The sequence below is a fragment of the Mycoavidus cysteinexigens genome, from assembly GCF_003966915.1.
GTDB classification, from domain to species: domain Bacteria; phylum Pseudomonadota; class Gammaproteobacteria; order Burkholderiales; family Burkholderiaceae; genus Mycoavidus; species Mycoavidus cysteinexigens.
In genome coordinates this window covers 1018139-1033090 of sequence record NZ_AP018150.1, presented here as the reverse complement: position 1 = coordinate 1033090, position 14952 = coordinate 1018139, and the positions used below count along the sequence as shown (strand labels likewise).

14 protein-coding genes and 1 pseudogene are annotated in these 14952 nt (G+C 50.7%); 5 read left to right on the top strand and 10 right to left on the bottom strand.

Annotated features, from left to right (window positions below; translation table 11 throughout):
* Positions 1-43: 43 nt before the first annotated feature.
* From bamA to MCB1EB_RS04375, 9 genes are all read right to left on the bottom strand, one after another.
* On the bottom strand, positions 44-2365 hold the full coding sequence (bamA, locus tag MCB1EB_RS04415) for an outer membrane protein assembly factor BamA (protein WP_045362684.1): 2322 nt from the start codon (positions 2363-2365) through the stop codon (positions 44-46).
* A gap of 145 nt (positions 2366-2510) precedes the next feature.
* Positions 2511-3674 carry a 1-deoxy-D-xylulose-5-phosphate reductoisomerase gene (gene ispC, locus MCB1EB_RS04410; RefSeq protein WP_045362687.1) on the bottom strand — a complete coding sequence of 388 codons (1164 nt, stop codon included), beginning with the start codon at positions 3672-3674 and terminating at the stop codon, positions 2511-2513.
* Between the two features lie 22 nt (positions 3675-3696).
* A complete protein-coding gene (locus MCB1EB_RS04405; protein ID WP_045362691.1) occupies positions 3697-4596 on the bottom strand; it encodes a phosphatidate cytidylyltransferase in 900 nt (299 codons plus the stop codon).
* On the bottom strand, positions 4590-5363 hold the full coding sequence (uppS, locus tag MCB1EB_RS04400; protein WP_045362693.1) for a polyprenyl diphosphate synthase: 774 nt from the start codon (positions 5361-5363) through the stop codon (positions 4590-4592). The genes MCB1EB_RS04405 and uppS overlap by 7 nt, the downstream gene beginning before the upstream one ends.
* Positions 5364-5394: 31 nt before the next feature.
* Positions 5395-5955 carry a ribosome recycling factor gene (frr, locus tag MCB1EB_RS04395; protein WP_026920783.1) on the bottom strand — a complete coding sequence of 187 codons (561 nt, stop codon included), beginning with the start codon at positions 5953-5955 and terminating at the stop codon, positions 5395-5397.
* Between the two features lie 70 nt (positions 5956-6025).
* Positions 6026-6751, bottom strand: a complete 726-nt coding sequence (gene pyrH / locus MCB1EB_RS04390; protein WP_026920784.1) for a UMP kinase — start codon at positions 6749-6751, stop codon at positions 6026-6028.
* An 80-nt stretch (positions 6752-6831) separates the two neighbouring features.
* Positions 6832-7719 (bottom strand): translation elongation factor Ts, encoded by an 888-nt coding sequence (tsf, locus tag MCB1EB_RS04385; RefSeq protein ID WP_045362697.1) that lies wholly within the window; start codon positions 7717-7719, stop codon positions 6832-6834.
* 143 nt (positions 7720-7862) lie between these two features.
* Positions 7863-8618: a 30S ribosomal protein S2 gene (rpsB, locus tag MCB1EB_RS04380; protein WP_045362700.1), complete on the bottom strand. Its 756-nt coding sequence runs from the start codon at positions 8616-8618 to the stop codon at positions 7863-7865.
* A 193-nt stretch (positions 8619-8811) separates the two neighbouring features.
* Positions 8812-9879 carry an asparaginase gene (locus tag MCB1EB_RS04375; RefSeq protein WP_045362701.1) on the bottom strand — a complete coding sequence of 356 codons (1068 nt, stop codon included), beginning with the start codon at positions 9877-9879 and terminating at the stop codon, positions 8812-8814.
* A 327-nt stretch (positions 9880-10206) separates the two neighbouring features.
* Here MCB1EB_RS04375 and lexA point away from each other — a divergent pair, with 327 nt between their 5' ends.
* From lexA to MCB1EB_RS12330, 5 genes and pseudogenes are all read left to right on the top strand, one after another.
* The gene (lexA, locus tag MCB1EB_RS04370; RefSeq protein WP_026920788.1) at positions 10207-10860 is read left to right on the top strand and encodes a transcriptional repressor LexA; all 654 of its coding nucleotides are present in this window, start codon (positions 10207-10209) and stop codon (positions 10858-10860) included.
* Between the two features lie 246 nt (positions 10861-11106).
* A complete protein-coding gene (gene dusA, locus MCB1EB_RS04365; RefSeq protein ID WP_045365706.1) occupies positions 11107-12099 on the top strand; it encodes a tRNA dihydrouridine(20/20a) synthase DusA in 993 nt (330 codons plus the stop codon).
* A gap of 6 nt (positions 12100-12105) precedes the next feature.
* Entirely contained in the window at positions 12106-12939 is an 834-nt protein-coding gene (locus MCB1EB_RS04360; protein WP_026920790.1) for a thymidylate synthase, read from the top strand.
* Positions 12940-12942: 3 nt separating this feature from the next.
* Positions 12943-13431, top strand: coding sequence for a dihydrofolate reductase (locus MCB1EB_RS04355; protein ID WP_045362704.1), 489 nt, complete (start codon positions 12943-12945; stop codon positions 13429-13431).
* Positions 13432-13478: 47 nt separating this feature from the next.
* Positions 13479-13610, top strand: a pseudogene (locus tag MCB1EB_RS12330) (IS256 family transposase); the annotation flags it as partial.
* 296 nt (positions 13611-13906) lie between these two features.
* Here the strand turns inward: MCB1EB_RS12330 and MCB1EB_RS04345 are convergent.
* Positions 13907-14932, bottom strand: coding sequence for an IS110 family RNA-guided transposase (locus MCB1EB_RS04345; RefSeq protein WP_126353882.1), 1026 nt, complete (start codon positions 14930-14932; stop codon positions 13907-13909).
* Between the last annotated feature and the right edge of the window lie 20 nt (positions 14933-14952).

Below are 14952 nucleotides of genomic sequence, written 5' to 3'. Positions count from 1 at the left end.
GCCTCTATATTAGGTGTCTGCACAAATTTTAATAGATAAGTCTTCAGAAGGCCGTGCCAAGCTGAAATTGGAATTTTTGGTAACTGTCGCCTTGCTTTTTGCTTAATGGGAAGCCCAAACTAAATTTTAGTGGGCCAACTGGCGAAATCCAGGCTAGTCCTACGCCGTAGCCATAACGCAAGCTGCCCAAAGCCATTTGTTGATCTGCGCCCCACACATTACCCCCATCAATGAAAGTAAATAAACGTAACGTACGATCATAACCTGTTTTGGGTAACGGAAAAGTAAGCTCAATATTGCCAACTAACATTTTAGAGCCGCCGATTGCATCGTTACTCTCGGTATCTTTAGGACCCAATGAACCCGGCTCGTAACCGCGCACCGAGCCAATCCCGCCTGCGTAGTAGTTTTTAAAAATCGGATACGGTTTGCCGGAAAGTCCGCGCCCATAACCAAATTGCCCATTCAAGCCCAGCACAAAGCCACGCGCAAACGAATAATAATATTGTTGCTGCAAATCGATTTTGTAATATTGCGTGTCACCTGCCGGTGTACCCAACTCGCCATTGGCTTGCGTGTAATAACCGCGGCTTGGCACTAAAGCGCTATCACGACTGTCGCGTGCCCAGCCAATAGTTATGGGAACATTATTCACCACCCGACCAAATTGATCAATGTAGTTGCGGTAGGCTTTGGGCGCAGTTTGATCTGCTTTCATTTGGTCTTGCTCAAAACCAGCGCCGAGATAAACGGTATCAAACTCAGAAAACGGAATACCAAATTTCAGATTGCCGCCAATACTGATGATTCTGAAATTACTCGAACCTGACATCAGGCTTGAGCCGCCATATAGAAGCGGCTGATCGGTCCGATAATAAGCCTCAGTAATCCGTTTAATGCCATCTATCGTAAAATAAGGATCGATTTGCATAACCGACAGCGTGCGACGGGTTTTAGCCGTACTCACATTAACAGCCAAGCTGGTGCCCGAGCCAAATACATTATCTTGCGAGACGCCCGCTGACAGCACGACCTTATCCGTGGATGAAAATCCCGCACCCACGTTGATTGCGCCAGTCGGTTTTTCCACGACTTTCACATCAACATCGACTTGGTCGTTGGTTCCTTCAACCGGCGCCATAGCGACATTCACATCGGTAAAATAGCCCAGGCGATTCACTCGATCTTGCGATAATTTCAGCCGCTGCCCATCAAACCAAGCGCTTTCAAATTGACGCATTTCGCGCCGAATCACTTCATCCCGCGTGCGATTGTTGCCAATCACATTCACGCGCCGCACATAGACTCGCTGCCCTAGCTTAACTTGCAAGTTAAGCGCTAACGTATGCTGCTGTTGGTCAACCGTTTGCTGCGGCGTAACCGTAGCGAACGCATAGCCGTATTCACCCAGTCTATCTGTCAGCGCTTTGTTGGCGGCACGCAGCTTCGCGGCTGAAAAACGCTCACCGGGCCGGATTTTAACCAACTTCAGTAATTCCTCTTTTTTGTCGAGTAACTCGCCGCTGAGCTCTAGATGAGTCACCGTGTACGGCTTGCCTTCATGCAGGTTAAACGTCAAATAAATGTCTTTTTTATCAGGGGAAATTGAAACCTGCGTTGATTCAAAATCAAATTCTAGGTAACCCCTATCATGGTAGTAAGAACGAATACCTTCCAGGTCATTTTCCAGTTTCTCGCGCGCATACAAATCATTCCTGGTGTACCACGAGAACCAGTTAGGAGGCGAGAGTTGCATCTCATCTTCTAGCGTGCTGCGCTTAAACTCTTGATTGCCAATAAAATTGACTTGCCGGATACGAGCAACCGGACCTTCGGTCACAGAAAATAGCAGATTGACTTGGCTGCGCTCAAACGGCGTGACGGTCGTAGTCACTTCAGCGGCGTAGTAGCCGCGGGTTAGATAACGGCGCTTAAGCTCTTGTGCCGCTTTGTCGACTAGATTTTTATCATAATAATGGCCGGGCGACAAACCCAGTGCGCCGCGCAGCAATTTAGAGAGATTTTCTTTATCGAATTCGCGCAACCCGGCAAAATCAATCGATGCCACAATCGGCCGTTCTTGCACTTGAACCACGACCAGATCGCCTTGCGCCAACACGCGCACATCGCTAAAGAATCCGGTTGCATACAGCGCGCGAATCATTTGCGAACCTTTTTCATCGGTAAACGCTTGGCCTTGCTTAAGCGGCAAATAAGCAAACACAGTCCCTGCTTCAATCCGGCGCAGACCTTCAATCCGAATATCCTTCACCACAAAAGGAGCGACTGCGTGCGTCAGCGTGGCATAGGCTGAGACGGCAGCGAGCATAACTGCCTTAAATGCAAAACGAAGTGGAAGCAACATCTATCCTTAACTAAGAACTTAACTAATAATCATAACAGATACATGCCATCTTATTTCCTAGACGGCCATGCTCTAATCAGCCGGCGCTGTAATTCACACCGCCTCACCCAACCTGACTCGATCGAGCGCTTAAACCCAAGCAAATCTATATTGTTAGCGCCGCAATTTCTGCCGCCGCCAAGCGCCGCGCCCGCGCATCGGCGACGCGTATGTCATCTAGCGTATGAACTGTACTAGGCTCAATCCGTTCCAGTACCTCAGCCACCACTTCAGCAATTGAAGTAAAGCGTAATGCGCCACTTAAAAAAGCCTCAACTGCCACTTCATTCGCCGCGTTTAGCACCGCACTCGCGATACCGCCCTGACGTAAAGCTTCGATGGCCAGGGTTAGACAAGGAAACCGCTCCGGTTGGGGCCGTTCGAAACTAAGGGTAGCAAGCGCGGCTAAATCTAACGGCGCAACCCCCGCGGCAATTCGCTCAGGGAAAGCCAGCGCGTGCGCAATCGGGGTCCGCATATCTGGATTGCCAAGTTGCGCCAACACTGACCCATCCACATAACTGACCATCGAATGAATCACACTTTGCGGATGAATCAGCACTTCAATTTGCTGCAGCGGCATGTCAAACAACCAATGCGCCTCGATGACTTCAAGCCCCTTGTTCATCATGGTGGCTGAATCGACCGAGATTTTGCGGCCCATGCGCCAATTCGGATGAGCACACGCTTGATCCGGGGTAACTTCAGCTAACGAGTCAAGGGCACGGGTGCGAAATGGCCCGCCTGATGCAGTCAGAGTAATTTTCTCGACGCCAGCGCGGGTGGACAAGCATTGATAAATCGCATTGTGCTCGCTGTCTACCGGAAAGAGCTGTGCGCCATGGTGGCGGACCGCCGCCATAAACAAGCCGCCCGACATGACCAGCGCTTCTTTATTGGCTAACAAGATGCGCTTACCCGCATAAGCGGCGGCAAGCGTTGGCGCCAGCCCTGCCGCGCCCACAATCGCCGCCACCACTGTATCGCATTGCGTGGCATGCGCCAATTCAATCAGCGCCGCCTCACCATATGCTACTTCCGTGCGACTGCCAGCACTCTTTAACTGAGCGGCTAACTGAGTCGCCAAGCCGGCATTTCCAACCACGGCAAACTGCGGGTTAAAACGTAAGCACTGCTCAAGCAATTTATCAATATTACGGTGCGCGCTGAGTCCAAATACAGAAAAACGCTCCGGATGACGCGCAACAATATCCAACGTGCTGTCGCCGATTGAGCCAGTGGCTCCAAGTATAGTTAGGCGCTGTTTCATATCGCTTAAAGTTGCACGCCTTTTAGAGAGGAGCCAAGCGCACCAGTCCCCCATACAGGCCAACCGCCAGGGTGAGCATGGGCAACAATGCGTCCAATCGATCTAATATCCCGCCATGGCCGGGCAAGAGAGCGCTTGAATCTTTCAAGCCGGCTTGGCGCTTCATCAATGATTCAAATAAATCACCTGCGACTCCAACGCCAACCAATAAGGTTAATATAATTAGCAAACCTAACCAGCCACTGAAAGAACTAACGTAAGCGGCAAAAGGCGGCACCCCGAAAGCGCGACTTGCGCCGACCACCACAGCCATGCTGCTTAGCACCAACAGCCAAGCGCCTAACACGCCTTCCCAAGTCTTGCCTGGGCTAATTAAGGGCGCCAATTTATGCTGCCCAAAGCGCTTTCCAGCAAAATAAGCGCCGCTATCGGCCAGCCATACAACCAGCAAAACCGAGATCAGAAAAGTCGGCCCTACCTGATGCGCAGCCATCAACGCATCCCAACCTACGGCAAAAACCACAAAGCCCACCAGCAACAAAAATACCCGCCAGGGGCCCTCCGCCAACATGGGTTTGCGCAGCAAAATAAACGGCACCACTGCGCCCCAAAAAAGCGCCGCAATCCAGTACAAAATTGGCCACCACCCGCCCACGCTAAAAAATCCGGGCGACACATCTTGCAACGAACCTTTAATTTGCGCTGGCGCGAGCGCCAAGCAACTCAACAGCAAGCCTACGAGTGCCGCATAGCTGATGCGCAGCTTAGGCGCGAGCTTCAATAAACGCGCCCATTCCCAAGCCGCAAGCGTCAGTACGCCAATCACCAGCAGACTTAATAAATGGGTGGTTCCTGGGCAAAAAATCATTGGCAAAAACACCGCCAATAAAATTACAGCCGTGATAAGGCGGGTTTTTAACATGACAACAAATTTTTTGGAGCTTCAAGTTGCGCACTGATGCGACCGAAACGGCGTTCGCGCTGACGATACCAATCGAGTGCAAGGTCGAGTGCCTGAGCATCAAAATCAGGCCAGAAAGTATCTGTGAAATAGAGTTCGGTATAAGCAAATTGCCACAGCAGGAAATTGCTTAAACGCTGTTCGCCGCCAGTCCGAATAAAAAGGTCAGGTTCTGGTGCATACGCCATTGCCAAATGTTTTGATAAATCCACCTCATCTATGGATGGCACCTCTTTTGCAGCGACGGCTTGCGCCGCCAGCTTATAAGCAGCTTGCGTGAGGTCCCAGCGGCCACCATAATTAGCCGCGATAGTCAGTGTCATGCGTTGATTATTTGCCGTCTTTGCCTCAGCGCAACGTATTAATTCTTGGATGTGGGACTCAAATTTAGTCAAATCGCCAATCACGCGCAGCCGAATGCCATTCGCATGCATCTTGCCAATTTCACGTTCAAGCACGCTGACAAAAAGCCGCATCAAAAATGAAACTTCATCCGTTGGCCGGCGCCAGTTTTCAGAACTAAAAGCGAACAGGGTTAAATATGAGACATTGCGCCGCACACAGGCTTCAACCATGCTGCGCACGGTTTCAACGCCTTTGGTGTGGCCGGCAACGCGCGGCAAGCGCCGCTGCGTCGCCCAACGACCATTACCATCCATAATGATGGCAATATGCCGCGGACACTGAGCTGCAGCTGGCGCCTCTATGGTAGAGCTTGTATAGGTCATAGCTGTTTCACAGACCCGCAAGGGCGACGCCTTACACCTTCATAATTTCGCTCGATTTGGTTTGCACCAATTCGTCGATTTCAGCAACAAATTTATCGGTTAATTTTTGCACGTCATCCTGCGCGCGGCGTCCGCTATCTTCTGGCACACCTTCATCTTTAACCAATTTATCGAGTTGTTCCTTGGCATCCCGACGCAATCCCCGAATCACGATTTTCGCGGTTTCACCTTCGCTTTTAACGACTTTCGTCAACTCGCGGCGACGCTCTTCTGTTAACGCTGGCATCGGCACCCGCAGTAGCTCACCATGCGTAGCTGGATTCAAACCTAAATCAGATTCACGTATTGCTTTTTCGACCACCGATACCATCTTTTTTTCCCAGGGCTGAACCCCAATCGTGCGCGCATCAACGAGCGTCAGATTAGCGACCTGTGAAAGCGGTACATAAGAGCCATAGTAATCGACTTGGATATGCTCAAGCAGCCCCGTATGCGCGCGGCCTGTACGGATTTTTGCAAGTTCCTGTTTGAATGAATCTATCGAGCGTCCCATCTTGTGCTCAATATTTTTTTTAACCTCAGCTATACTCATTTAAAGCTCCCAATCGCCACTGTGCGCCAACCTCTAACCCGAAGGCGATGAATCGATACACACAGAATGTTTATACGTGGACCAGCGTCCCTTCTTCCTCGCCAAGCACGATCCGCTTTAAAGCGCCCGGCTTGACAATCGAAAATACGCGAATCGGCAGTTTCTGATCACGACAAAGCGCAAAGGCAGTGGCGTCCATGACTTGTAAATTACGGCTGATCGCCTCATCAAAGCTAATTGTAGCGTAACGGGTGGCGGTCGGATCTCGGCGCGGATCGGCTGAGTAAACCCCGTCTACTTTAGTCGCTTTAAGGACAACTTCTGCGCCAATTTCAGAACCACGCAAAGCTGCCGCCGTATCCGTGGTAAAAAAAGGATTGCCCGTTCCGGCTGCAAAGATGACAACTTTACCTTCTTCAAGTTGTCGAATCGCGCGCGGGCGAATATAAGGTTCAACCACTTGATCCATGCGCAGCGCCGACTGTACGCGCGCCTCAATCCCAGCGTGACGCATCGCATCTTGCAGTGCCAGCGCATTCATCATGGTGCCTAGCATTCCCATATAGTCAGCGGTCGCCCGATCCATCCCGGCCGCGCCTCCGGCCATGCCGCGGAAAATATTACCGCCGCCAATCACCACCGCAAGCTGCGTACCTAGCTGAACCGCTTCTGCAATATCGGCCACCATGCGCTCAATCGTTGCCCGGTTAATCCCAAAAGCATCATCACCCATGAGGGCTTCGCCAGATAACTTTAACAATACTCGCTTATAGCGCTGGGGGGCAGAAATTGGCATAGAGGTTGACATGAAAATTCTTCAATTAAGCGCAGAACTTAGCCCCAAAAAAACTCGGCCAAGTTCTGCGAAATAAGCGTTTACGCTGACTGAGCAGCAGCCACTTGCGCCGCTACTTCAGCCGCAAAATCGCCTTGCTGTTTCTCAATCCCTTCGCCCGCAACGTAAATTGCAAAACGCTGCACAGAGCTCTGAGCAGCCTTGAGCATCTGCCCAACAGTTTGCTTATCGTTTTTCACAAATGGCTGATCCAACAGCGACACTTCTTTCAAATACTTTTGCACACTGCCTTCAACCATTTTGGCGACAATCTCAGCCGGCTTGCCGGATTCACTGGCTTTTTCCGCGGCGATTTTACGCTCTTTTTCAATCTGCTCAACCGGCACTGCATCCGCCGCGAGCGCGACTGGCTTCATGGCGGCGATATGCATCGCAACATCTTTACCCACCTGCTCATCAGCACCATCATATTCGACTAGCACGCCAATCCGCGTGCCATGCAAATAGGCGGCAAGTTTATGCGCGCTGGGATAGCAGACAAAGCGGCGGATGGTTAGGCTTTCGCCCAGCCGACCAATCAAGGTGCGCCTTACATCATCCACAGTCTCGCCCGTCAAAGGAAGCGCCAAAAGCGCTGCCAGATCGGCCGGCTTGTGAGTCACGACAAGCTCAGCCACTTTTTTTGAAAAGGCGATAAAATCATCATTTTTCGCGACGAAATCTGTTTCGCAATTCAATTCGACCAACGCCCCAACTTGGGTCGCAGCATCAATATGGGTCGCCACAATGCCTTCCGCCGTTACGCGCGCAGAAACTTTATCCGCTTTAGTACCCAACTTGACGCGCAGCAACTCTTCAGCACGCGTCAAATCTCCCTCAGCTTCGATCAAGGCTTTTTTACATTCCATCATCGGCGCATCTGTCTTAGCGCGCAATTTAGCTACCATGCTTGCGGTGATTTCCGCCATGCTTCACTCCTATCAATCCGGTTTACTTAGCCTGCTCGTTCTAGCAGTATCTAATTTATCTGGTCAAGCAGACTATGCAGCAGCTGGGGTGCCCATTTCATCTGGGTCCACCCAGCCGCTTCTCTTAACCGAGAAAAAACAGCTTACGCCTCTTCATTAACCTCAACAAATTCGTCTTCAGAGCTCTCGCCGCGCACTTCCTCAACCAATCCCTGCAAAGCATTTTCGCGACCTTCGAGAATCGCGTCAGCCACGCCACGGACATACAGTGCGACCGCTTTACTGGAATCATCATTACCTGGAATCACGTGATCGATGCCTTCTGGCGAGTGGTTAGAATCCACCACCGCAATCACTGGCACACCGAGTTTTTTCGCTTCAGTAATGGCAATTTTGTGATAACCCACATCGACCACAAAAATCGCGTCTGGCATCCCGCCCATATCCTTGACGCCGCCGAGCGATTTATCCAGCTTTTCTAGATTCCGCTCAAACATCAACGCTTCTTTTTTGCTCATGCGCTCAAGTTCGCCTGCCTCGACCATCGCTTCCATTTCTTTTAGTTTTTTGATCGATGATTTCAGGGTTTTGAAATTGGTGAGCATACCGCCCAACCAGCGACTATTCACATAAGGCATCCCAGCGCGCGCAGCTTCTTCAGCAATAATTTCGCGTGACTGACGTTTGGTTCCAACAAATAAGATCGTCCCCCGCTTGGCCGCTATTTGACGCACATATTTCAGCGCGTCTTGAAACATCGGCAGCGTTTTTTCGAGGTTGATAATATGGATTTTGTTACGCTGGCCAAAAATATAAGGCGCCATTTTTGGGTGCCAAAAACGCGTTTGGTGTCCAAAATGAACACCCGCCTCTAACATTTGTCGCATTGTAATAGACATAAAAATACTCCATAAGGGTTAGGTCTAAAACCAGCTGCGATACCCATTTTTAGCTTAACGAATAAGACTATGGGCACCCCGGATGCGCTGGCTTGCTGATTTGGCTTGCGCTGTGACCCGGATATATGACGCCCAATTTTTGAACGCCCTATCAAAGACTCAAGCAGAACCAACTGAATATTTTAACACTGATTTAATAAGTATCGAAGATACTTTGCAGCCGACTCGTCGGCGCCGGCTGGTCGCCGCTGAGCGCCAACATCAATAACACCCGCGCTTTATATGGATTTAATGTACCTGCGCTCACAAAACCTAATTCATCATCAGGCACAACGCCATTACGCATCACATGCCCCGCTCCGACTCGACTGGCCCGCACCACTGCCACCCCGCGCCTGACTGCTTGGGCCAACGCCTGTTGCAAGGGGGCGCCCAGTGAACCATTGCCAGTCCCCGCGGCGACAATACCGCGCACCCCCGCCGCCATGAGCGCGTCGACTAAAACCGTGGATGCTCCAGCATAATTCATCACAATTTCAACCAGCGGCCAAGCCTCAAGCGGCGCCTCCAGCTCACTCGCGCAGGTATGTCGCCGTTGCGGCGCACGCTGAAATTCGACCCGTCCATCTTGCACCCACCCGAGCGCACCGACCTCCGGTGAGCGAAATGCGTCTACTGCATAAGTACTCGTCTTAGTTACATCACGCGCACAATGAATTTGGTTATTTAAAACCACCAACACGCCTTGGCCAATCGCCGCTTGATGCGCCGCGACCGTCACTGCATTAAAAAGATTCAGCGGCCCATCCGCCGACAGTGCGGTAGCGGGCCGCATAGCGGCGGTAAGCACCACGGGTTTGGAGCTTTTAACCCCTAAATGGAGCAAAAAAGCCGTTTCTTCAAGCGTATCTGTGCCATGCGTAATCACCACCCCATCAATTTCGGCGCGCGTCAGCAACGCATTCACACGATAGACAAGCTGCGACCAATAAGCCAGTGTCATATCCTTGCTATCTATTTGAACACTTTGCTCAGCTTCGATATGGGCCACTGAAGCTAGCACTGGCAGCGCTTCAAGCAAGTCCTCAATCTCCAATATGCCTGCTTGATAATGAGCGGTTAACGAAACCGCCGCCGGTGCAGCGGCCGTGGTCCCGGTCAACGCGCCGGCAATCGTGCCGCCCGTAGCGACCACAGCAATCCGCGGCAAACACGCAGAAGATGCAGAAGAAGCTGAGGTGGGAAGAAAATCTGCAAGCATTCCATTAAATCGCTGAGAGGGGAACAAAATAAGCCGGCTATGAATATCATGGCGAACCGAGCGCAACTCAAACACCTATGACGCGAACTTATTTCAAAACGGGCGAACAATACTCCGAAACTTAAGCAAACGCTAGCCAACACTGTTGTATAAACACGAACGACAAACCCGCTGCCGGTTATGCCAACAAAAGCTCAATGCCGTCACGGCGCCAGACAAACTACGGCTGCCTGGCAGCAGAAAGCAAGCACCGGCTTTCATTCATATACAAAACGCTTTATACTGTATAAAAAAACAGGCCCATTCGCTTAAATACGTAATCACACTATGCCCAAACTCACCGTACGGCAACAGCAAGTTTTCAATTTGATCCGCCACGCGATTAAGCAAAGCGGCTTTCCCCCAACCCGGGCAGAAATTGCCGCTCAGCTTGGCTTTAGCTCAGCTAACGCGGCTGAAGAGCATCTCCGAGCACTGGCGCGCAAAGGCGTGATTGAACTCACTGCAGGCGCCTCGCGCGGCATCAAGCTGAAAACGGCCGCAACCCAAGCCAGGTCGCGCCAGCCTACGCTACCTGACGCCAGCTTCATGCAACTATCACTCCCCTTGATTGGCCGCGTAGCCGCAGGCAGCCCGATTCTCGCTACCGAACATATTATTCAACATTATCAATGCGACCCCTCCTTATTCGCCAGCCGGCCGGATTATTTACTGCATGTACGCGGCCTATCGATGCGCGATGCAGGCATTCTAGATGGGGATTTACTTGCGGTACGGCGTCAACCTGAAGCTCAAGACGGCCAGCTAATCATCGCCCGGCTTGATCATGAGGTCACGGTCAAACGCTTCAAGCGACACGGCAAAAAAGTGGAGCTGATTGCGGAAAACCCGGATTACCCTAACTTGGTGATTGAACCTGAGCAGGTAGACTTCGCCCTTGAAGGCATCGTAGTTGGCTTAATCCGACCGAGCGCATTTTAAACTCTATCCTCCATCCTCTTAACGCTTCCTCAAACCCCTTATTTCTTTCGCTAGGCTTAACCTTTGAGCTGCGCCATCAGACTATCAGTTAAAATATATTTTTTTATAGTTTTTATGAGTGACTCAGTCACTCTTCCCTGAAGTGCGATTGTTGATGTATCTACAAAAGCAGCTTCAATTTATGACTTTTTCATGACTCAGAATATATTGCGCAATGGCGTCAACGCGGATGCAGCGCTACCTAACGTGTCCTCAGTTGGGATAAACAGTCGCCGCCGCGTTTGCGTCGCGCCTATGATGGACTGGACGGATCGTCACTGCCGCTACTTCCATCGACTCATAACGCGCCATACCTGGCTTTATACAGAGATGGTGACCACAGGCGCCCTATTGCATGGCAATGCCGAACAACATTTTGCATTTAACGAAAAAGAGCACCCGCTTGCATTACAACTTGGCGGTAGCGAACCCAGTGAGCTAGCCCGCTGCGCCAAACTTGCCGCCACCGCGAATTATGATGAAATCAATCTGAATTGCGGCTGTCCGTCTGAGCGCGTGCAACGCGGCGCATTTGGCGCCTGTCTCATGGCAGAGCCCGCGCTGGTCGCCGATTGCGTGCGCGCAATGTGCGACGCAGTATCTCTTCCGGTCACCGTAAAACACCGCATTGGCATTAACGACCGAACGGATTACGCATTTGTGCGCGATTTTGTGGGAACTGTAGCGGATGCGGGTTGCCGCACTTTTATTGTGCACGCCCGCAATGCGATCTTAGGTGGACTCAGCCCGAAAGAAAACCGCACGATTCCCCCGCTCCGCTACGATTACGTTCACCACTTAAAGCGCGACTTCCCCGAGCTTGAAATCATTTTAAATGGCGGCATTCAAACCCTTGAACAGATTGAAGAACACCTGGCTCAGGTAGATGGCGTTATGATCGGCCGCCAAGCCTACCACCAACCTTGGTTATTAGCGAGCGTTGACCGCGCTTTCTACCAGGCCGCCACCCCCATGCCACAACGGGCGGAAATTGAAGCAGAATTTATTGCTTATGCTGCGCAGGAGCTTGAGCACGGCACTTATTTAGGCGCCATGACGCGGCATATACTTGGCCTATATCATGAGATGCCCGGCGCGCGCGGCTGGCGGCGCGTACTCTCAGATCACCACAAACTTGCCGCAGGCGATTTGCAGATTTTTAATGAAGCACATCAGCACGGACTCTCTTTAGCCATTTGACACATCATGAAGCTTTACCACGAACTCTTACAGGATATTCTCAGCAACGGCACGTTTAAACCAGACCGCACCGGTACCGGCACCTTGAGCGTATTTGGCCGTCAATTACGCTTCGATCTCGCGGCAGGTTTACCTATTGTCACCACCAAAAAAACTCATCTTAAAAGCGTCATTTACGAATTGCTGTGGTTCTTAAAAGGCGATACGAATATTCAATATTTAAACGATCATGGCGTTACCATTTGGGATGAATGGGCAGATGAGAACGGTGACCTAGGCCCAGTCTATGGCCATCAATGGCGCTTTTGGCCTAAACCCGATGGCGGCACAATCGATCAAATTGCGGAGCTCGTCAGGCAACTCAAAGAACGACCGCACTCACGCCGCTTATTGCTCACGGCTTTAAATCTCGCCGATTTTCCAGACGAATCGCAAACCCCCGTGGAAAATGTTCATGCGGGCCGCATGGCGCTCGCGCCTTGTCACTGTTTAACGCAGTTTTACGTGAGCGACAATAAACTGAGCTGTCTCCTGTATTGCCGCAGCCAAGACGTCTTTTTAGGCACGCCTTTTAACCTTGTCGGCTACGCACTGTTGACACATATGCTAGCGCAGCAATGCGGGCTCACGGTTGGCGAGCTGATTTGGACCGGCGGCGATTGTCATCTTTATCTCAACCATTTAGAGCAAGTTAAACAACTGCTCACGCGCTCGCCCTATCCGCTGCCGCAATTCAGCTTTGCACGCAAACCCGATGATCTATTTAGTTACCGCTTTGAGGACTTTATTCTGACCGACTATCAATCCCACCCCGCGATCAAAGCGCCGATCGCCGTCTAAACTATGACTGAGCTTTCCATCATTGTCGCGCGCGCCCGTAATGGCGTAATTGGTCGGGATAATCAACTCCCTTGGCATCTCCCTGAGGATCTGGCCTTTTTTAAACGCACAACCCTGGGCGCGCCAGTTATTATGGGCCGCAAAACGCATGAATCGATTGGCCGGCCATTGCCTGGGCGGCGCAATCTTGTGGTTACGCGTGACCCTACGCGCGTCTTTGCTGGCTGCGAAACAGTAAGTAGTTTAACCGCTGCGCTGGCGCTTTGCGCTAGTGCGCCACGTGCCTTTTTAATTGGTGGAGCCCAGCTTTATGCAGAAGGGTTACGCCACGCCGATCAACTTATCATTACTGAAATTGATCAAGATTTTGACGGGGATGCATTTTTTCCTAAACCTGATCCCCTAGTCTGGAAACAAATCACACGGAGTAAACATCGTAGCTTACCGCCAAACGATTTTGCTTATGCGTTTGTTATTTATGAGCGTAAGTAGGAGGGTAATCCCCCCATTTTTAATAGTTTTTAAAAGTAGAACACTAAGCTGCCATTAAGCTTATTTATTTAGCTTTGCGAAATATCACTCAAGATTGGAAAATGCCACCTATCACATGGCGGACTGCAAAAATTCAATTTGCCATCTTATTTGGCGAGCGTTTTACAGCTTCACTATAAAAAGCTGTAAAATTTAACCGTGGCTTCGGACACACAAATCTATGGTCCCCCCGTTTTTTGCAAGACTGATTTTTGATGCTGTGGTGGCTTGCCTAAATCTATTCGGAGTCATTGTAGGGAGAAATCTCCCTGCTCCACGATGAGAGCCGCGCCCAGTGATCCTAAAAAATTTCTCAGTCTTAGTGACTTATTGTGTGAACAGGTTCTTCACCGGGCCTCTGTGCCGTTTACGTCATCAAATTTCAGCGTTCGCAAAACCAGTGGGTGGGTGTTAATAAATTGTTAAAAAAACATGCTTAAGCAGGCATAACAAAAGCCTTTTCTTCAAACACTTTATGGCGAGCAACAACTGCCCATGCGATTCTTGCCAGCTTATTGGCGAGTGCACAGGCGACGACATTCGAGTGTCGTCGTGTCAGCATGATTTGTATCCAGAGGCTAAGCTGATCGACACGTTTATCAGCGTTTTTCATAATGGAACGAGCACATTGCACAAGGAGCCGGCGGATATTTTTATCGCCACGTTTACTAATCCCCAGCAAGTTGGCTCTACCGCCCGTACTATATTGGCGCGGCACAAGCCCGATAGATGCGGCAAAATCTCGGCTACAACCATATTGTTTCCCATCGCCCATATCTGCCGCAAGCACGCTCGCTGTAATCGGGCCAATACCTGGAATGGTCATGAGCCGCTGGGCAATCTCGTCATCGGCCAATTGCGTGTGCAATTCCTTCTCGATATCGCTTACTTGTTCAGCGAGATACTTATAGTGCGCGTGCAACCGTTCTAGCATGGCCACTAACCGGGGTGGCAGTGGGTGTTCAGCTAATAGGGCAGGCAAACGCTTAATAACCGCGTGTCCAACCGGCAAACTCACACCAAATTCGAGCAGAAAACCATGAATCTGATTGATTGTGCTAGTTCTATCCTTAATCAACGCTTCGCGTACTCGGTGCAGAGCAGATAACGCGAGTTGCGATTCTGTCTTTGGCGTCACAAATCTCATTGAAGGCCTTGAGGCCGCTTCACAAATCGCTTCGGCATCTGCAAAGTCATTCTTGTTGCTCTTGACGAATGGGCGCACAAATTGCGGAGAAATGAGTTTAACCTGATGCCCGAATTCCTTCAGCTTGCGAGCCATATGGTGGGCTCCAGCGCACGCTTCCATGACCACTGTGATTGAATGAAAGTTGCTGAAAAACGTCAGCAATTGCTTGCGCGTCACTTTCTTGCGAAACATCATCCTTCCTGCTTTGTCTTGTCCATGAAGATGAAAGGATGTCTTACCTAAATCGATTCCTATTAGCGTTACCTTATCCATTGATGGCCTCCGTAAAATTC